The organism is Cupriavidus numazuensis, from assembly GCF_905397435.1.
Taxonomy (GTDB): Bacteria; Pseudomonadota; Gammaproteobacteria; order Burkholderiales; family Burkholderiaceae; genus Cupriavidus; species Cupriavidus numazuensis.
Window position 1 is genome coordinate 1 of the sequence record NZ_CAJPVI010000126.1, and the last position, 4,911, is coordinate 4,911.

3 protein-coding genes and 1 pseudogene are annotated in these 4,911 nt (G+C 62.8%); 2 read left to right on the top strand and 2 right to left on the bottom strand.

Features of this window, described 5'->3' with window-relative positions; all coding sequences use genetic code 11:
* Positions 1-177: 177 nt before the first annotated feature.
* Both KHO41_RS40595 and KHO41_RS42120 read right to left on the bottom strand, forming a co-directional pair.
* On the bottom strand, positions 178-2,505 hold the full coding sequence (locus KHO41_RS40595; protein ID WP_211958829.1) for a 2OG-Fe(II) oxygenase: 2,328 nt from the start codon (positions 2,503-2,505) through the stop codon (positions 178-180).
* Between the two features lie 26 nt (positions 2,506-2,531).
* A pseudogene (locus KHO41_RS42120) lies at positions 2,532-2,834 on the bottom strand (Tn3 family transposase); the annotation flags it as partial.
* A 263-nt stretch (positions 2,835-3,097) separates the two neighbouring features.
* Between KHO41_RS42120 and KHO41_RS40605 the strand changes: the two are divergent.
* Both KHO41_RS40605 and KHO41_RS40610 read left to right on the top strand, forming a co-directional pair.
* Positions 3,098-3,610: a DUF6088 family protein gene (locus tag KHO41_RS40605; RefSeq protein ID WP_211958830.1), complete on the top strand. Its 513-nt coding sequence runs from the start codon at positions 3,098-3,100 to the stop codon at positions 3,608-3,610.
* On the top strand, positions 3,611-4,681 hold the full coding sequence (locus KHO41_RS40610; protein WP_211958831.1) for a nucleotidyl transferase AbiEii/AbiGii toxin family protein: 1,071 nt from the start codon (positions 3,611-3,613) through the stop codon (positions 4,679-4,681). It abuts the gene before it with no gap.
* The last annotated feature ends 230 nt before the right edge of the window (positions 4,682-4,911 follow it).

The following is a 4,911-nucleotide window of genomic DNA, read 5'->3' on the forward strand; positions in this document are numbered from 1 at the left end:
CTGCATCGCCGGCAGAAGCAGCCTCACGTCATTCGCAACCTGTTTCAGGAAAAGCATGTTCGCTACGCAGCCTGATCAAACGTACGCACTATTTAGTGCGCCGGTCAGTAATATCCATCGCGTCACCTCTGTCGTCAACTTGCGACTCCGTCATGCAACCGCTCTGCCACAGGCCTGTCATGCCTGTTCAGGTACAGCCTCAAGCCGTTCGAGGTTGCGCAGATCCTCCTTGCGTTGCCGCACGCGCCGTTGATAGCTCGCCTGATTCTTGGTGCAAATCAGACTGTAGGGTCTTCCGACCCGGCTCGTTTGGCAATCCACATCGCATCCATGTACCTGGATGGCGCTCTCAACATGGCGGCGCACTTGCTCGGCGGCCTTGAGCCCCCATTCGTTGCGCGCGGGATCCACCAGGAACTGGCCGAGTGCAGCGCAATGGGGGCAACGACAGGGATTCGGATTCGCGCGCGCAAAATCCGCGGGCGGAGCCAATGGCTGGCCGATACGGTCGCGCAAATGCGCCAGACAGGCCGCGCGCAGGCGCCGAGCCGATGCGGTGTTCGCGGTCCGTGCGCGTTCGCACAACGCCACGACGGCCGGGACTACGATGGCATCCAATCCGAACGAAGTCGGATGCGCCAGCACATGCCCCACCACAAGGTCGGCGAGTAATGGCGCGTCAATCTGCACGAGGGCAGTGAGCAGATCTTCGATCAGGCTCGCCGTGATCGGATCCGGCGGAAGGAAATGGTCAGGTCGGGCGGGACTGGTGCGTTGCCCTGTCAGCGTTTGGACGAGCGTCGCGGCAGCCGGGTGAAGAAGTTCAGGAGAATTTACGAACTGGCCACTTTCGCCGATCCGCGCCAGCAGACCGGCGCAGGCACCGGGCATCATCTGCGCGTTCCAGGCGATGATCTGTTCCACGAGTTCGGACGCCCGCTGTGGCAGGAGAAGGCCGGCTGCGCGCGCCAGTGCCTCGTTCTCGCTGCCGTGATACATCCACCTGGCCGGCATGATGTCCAGCAGGGTGTCGAGGTGCGCGGTGTCGCGTAGTTGCCTCAGACTCGCCGCCATGCAAATGACCTGGTCGCCGTTCCCATGGTAACCACGCGATGCCGGCCAGTCGCGCAGCATGTAGCCGGCGAGCGTATGTGCATCGTGCCAGTGGGGCGAGGCCTGACTCTCTCCACTCTGTTCCCAACGAGCGGCCAGCTCACTCAGGTACGGCAAGGTTACGCCCAAACCTGCCTGATGCATCACGGCAAGTCGTCGTGTCCGGGGCCATAGCACAAAGGCCGCCCGCCGGTAGGTCCGCTCAAAGGTCGCGCCCTCGTTGCCGGTGGCCTCGTGGAAATGCTGTTCGTCAGGCTCCAGTTCGTCGAAGCTTCCTGGTGGACAGAGTTCGTCTTCCTCGAACGGCAGGGCAGTGATGGCCGGCTTGCTGCCATCGGGCTGCCGCCAGTTCGAGATTGTCAGCGTCCGTTCGATGATCTCGCCGATCTCGAAGTCGTCGTCGTATCCGCCCTCATCGTCTTCATCTCGGTCGCGGTACCATCGGCTTCGTCTGCGCGAGGCGTAACCGGCATATTCCGCGGTCCCGGTTTCCTCGATCGACACCAGGGCTAGGTAAAGGTCACAATCTGCTTCGTCAGCAGCGCGAATGAGTACCCCCGCAGCGGCCGCATCCGCATTCTTCAGGGTGTCGAACGCCAGCTCTGCCGGGGTATAGGCGTGCTCCAGCGGATAGACCAGCTTGTCCGGTGAGCTGTCATCGGGCGAATCCTTGTTCGCGACCCAACGCCGTAGCAGCGCCGCGACGGCTGACTGCTCGCCGTCATAGGCCGGTGGCGCGGAAGGCTGGCGCCGGCCGGCGCGGGCAAGGTTGTAAATGAGAACCAGCCGGTAACCCGAGGTAACTGGACGGACCTCATGCACGCAGTCCGCGTAGAACGCGGCGAAGGACACCGCTGCCGAGTCGGACCCGCCCAGATCGAGGCAGACTTCACGTCCCCGGTGACGGACAACGAGTTCCCCGCCGCTGCTGACCGAGGGCAGCGCTACCACCAGGGTGGCGAACATCCCTGGAATCTTCTCCGTGTCACGATGCTCGACAAAAAAGCTGCCGGTATCGTAGATCAGCAGCTTGTACAGCTCGGCCGTCACGGGTTCGGTCACCCCCAGCCCGGCCGCCACCTTGCCAACCATCGCATCCAGGGTCTTGGGCCAGCTTTGCCCGGCAAGGTGGATGCCGTCAGCGTCAAGCTGCCAGGTCCGCCGAACCTCGGTATCGACGAGTGTTTCCTCTCCGCGACCGTAGGGCGCACGCTCCGCAACGGCGGCAAGCTGTTCGGCCTGCACGGGAAGCAGTGGTAGCGCGATGCGGCCAACGCCGTCCACTTCCAGATTGGGCATGACGATTTCGGACCTGCCCGAGGCATAGAAATCCCCATGGCAACGAATGGTCGAAAGGATCTTTGCCAGTTCGCGAGTGATCGCACGCTTCAAACTACCATCTCCTATGTTTCCTGGTGTCAGGAACGGCCCACCTTCCGCCAGGGCGCGGCGTCGAGCAGCACTTCCTGGTACCGTTCGATCGGAAAGTTGAGCGCTCCCCGAAAATTCACGTGCCCAAAATGCGCGGGCCCCATGTGTCGGATCCAGTCATCATCAATGCGCTGCCCTTGCTGCGCCAGCTGTCGACCGTCTCCTGCATGCGTCGGGTGTTCCACGCGATGACAAGATTCGTCAGCAACGTCAACGAACCGGATATGGCGATCATTTTCGTCGCGACGGCATCGTCGCTCTGGCGCCACCTTGCCCACGTAGATGACGCGTGGTTGGCTCGATTTGGTCGGGGCGCGTGAGCGCGATTGTAGCGCTGCATCGGTGGGGCAGCGCTGCGCAGGGGGCTCGGCTGTACCAGCGGCCGATCAAGCTGATGAGTCGACTCCCCACTGTCATCACTCAATATTTGTGTGTTCGAGGCGGCACATTTTCGACATTGCGACTTCGTCTCATGGCAGCTACCCTCCCGTCCCACGCCCGCATGGGAGAGATGGTATAGAGAGGGTTGGCCGCCCACACTCGCGCGCGAAGGATGGAGATGCCCGCCCCCGCAAAGCCTTATGGCGCTTGTATTGACGCCGGCTCGATCTCGCGCAAAAATACGGCATCTGCGCCGTATTTTTGCAAGGAGGCTTTCATGGCCAAAATGAGCATTCAAGAGCGCATCGAACGCACCCTGAACAACTCGACGGCGAAAGTGTTCGTTCGCAAGGAGTTCGACAAGTTCGGCAGCTACGACCAGGTGGGGCGCGTGCTGCGTTCGATGATGGCCAAGGGGTTGTTGGTCAAGGCCGGCTATGGCATCTACGTCAAGGCCAAGAAGTCCAGCGTGACGGGCAACAACGTGCCCGCGATTCCGCTCGAGCAGATCGGGCGCGAGGCCCTGAGCAAGCTGGGTGTGAAGACGGACGCGGGCGACGCCGCGAAGGCATATAGGGACGGCCGCACGACGCAGATGCCGATGTCGGCGGCGCTCAACGTGGGCAACTCGCGCGTGACCCGCAAGATCGGCTTCGGCGGCAAAACCATTCGGTATGAGCGATAAATGAGGCGTCTCCCGAACAGCGACATCGAACGCATCAACGACTTTTCGGTGGAGGCGGCGCTGCCGCTTCCGGCTTACGCCCTGGAGAAGGACCACCACGTCCTGGAGGCGATGCGCCTGATCGTCGAGGCGCCGCCGGATCCAAACTTCCGCCTAGTCTTCTGTGGCGGCACGTGCCTGTCAAAGGCTTACGGGGCACTCGCCCGGATGTCCGAGGATGTCGATTTCAAGGTCGTGCCAACGGCGGCGGGCGCGGCCCTCAGCCGCACCAAGCGGCGCGAGGCGCTCAAGGCCTTCGGCGAGGCGATCGCGCACACATTGGAGCATGGCGGATTTGGCAAGGGCAACGTTGCGAGGACTGCTCGCGACGAGAATGCCTACACGCGGTTGGACGTGAGCTACGAATCCGCCTTCGACAAGCCCGAAGCGCTGCGCAGCCATCTCCTCATCGAACTCAACCACGCACCGCTAGGGTTCGCCGCCGATAAGATGCCCATCGGGCTGCTGCTCGACAAGCTCGCCGCTGGCGACTACGCGAACCCCTTCACCGTCGACTGCATCGCGCTGCCGGAGGCGCTCGCCGAGAAGCTCATCTCCTTCCCTAGACGCCTCGCCGCCCATCGCGCCCGCCACGGCCACGATCCGGCGTTGCTGCAGGATGAGAAGCTCTGGGATCGCGCTTTGGTGCGCCACCTCTACGACGTGCATCAGCTCGCCACCACGCGTGCCGAATTGATCGCGGACGCCGCCGCGCTCGGGCGCCTGGTCAGCGGCGTCATCGCCAAAGACCAAGGGGACTTCGCGAACCAGCACCCGCAGTTCGTCGCCAACCCGCGAGCGGAGATCGCCAACGCTCTGGCCTACGCCAAGGCGAGCCCTGAACTCACGGCGCAATATGCGGCCTTCACGCAGGACATGGTCTATTCGCTCCCCGAGAGCATCCCAACCTATGCCCAGGCATTGGAGGCATTTGAAGCTGTCCTGAACCAAGCGCTGGCGGCCATCGACGCGCAGTTGGCCCAAGAAGCGACTGCCGCCGCTCGCCCGAGGCCCGCAGGGCCGGCGCTTTAGCTGTCAGGGTGCACGCAGCCCGGGCGGTAGAAATCTCGATGTCTGCCCTTTCCCTTCCTACTTGGATTCAGCGGTAGCCTTGGCTGCCCGCTAACGCTCTTCGCGTTCGGCGTTCATCTGTATGCAGTCAATAAACGACGTCACTCACAACTGCGTCAGGCATAGCCCAAGGTAGCAGCGCGGCATAGTCATCGGCCGTGGTGGCCAGGGGCAACTTCGTGAACAGCCAG